Source organism: Pseudomonas sp. FSL R10-1350 (assembly GCF_009600525.1).
Taxonomy (GTDB): domain Bacteria; phylum Pseudomonadota; class Gammaproteobacteria; order Pseudomonadales; family Pseudomonadaceae; genus Aquipseudomonas; species Aquipseudomonas helleri.
The window spans coordinates 1-297 of record NZ_WIVR01000221.1; the positions used below are offsets into that span (position 1 = coordinate 1).

Annotated in this window: 1 pseudogene; it reads left to right on the forward strand. The window is 51.5% G+C overall.

Annotation, left to right across the window (positions count from 1 at the left end):
- A pseudogene (locus tag GHO25_RS26385) lies at positions 1-297 on the forward strand (DUF4153 domain-containing protein); the annotation flags it as partial.

Sequence of the window (297 nt, forward strand, 5' to 3'; positions counted from 1 at the left end):
TGTCGGTATACCCATAGGCCGAGAGAACCACTTTGTCATTGGCACGCTTCGCACATTCTTGCTTAAGTTATGCCGCTTTCTGCTGCCACTGGCTGCGCTGATCACTCTATGTTTTACATTCGCGTTGCCATTTGTGGGGCTTGAGCCGGTCGCAGGCCGGGGCTATTCCACCAAGACCCTTTTGTGTCTGGTGATAGCTAATGTGTTTCTGGTCAACGGTGTATTTCAGGATGGCATTCACCGCACCTCACAAGAGGATGCATACCCTGTATGGCTGCGGCTGATGGTAAATGTGTC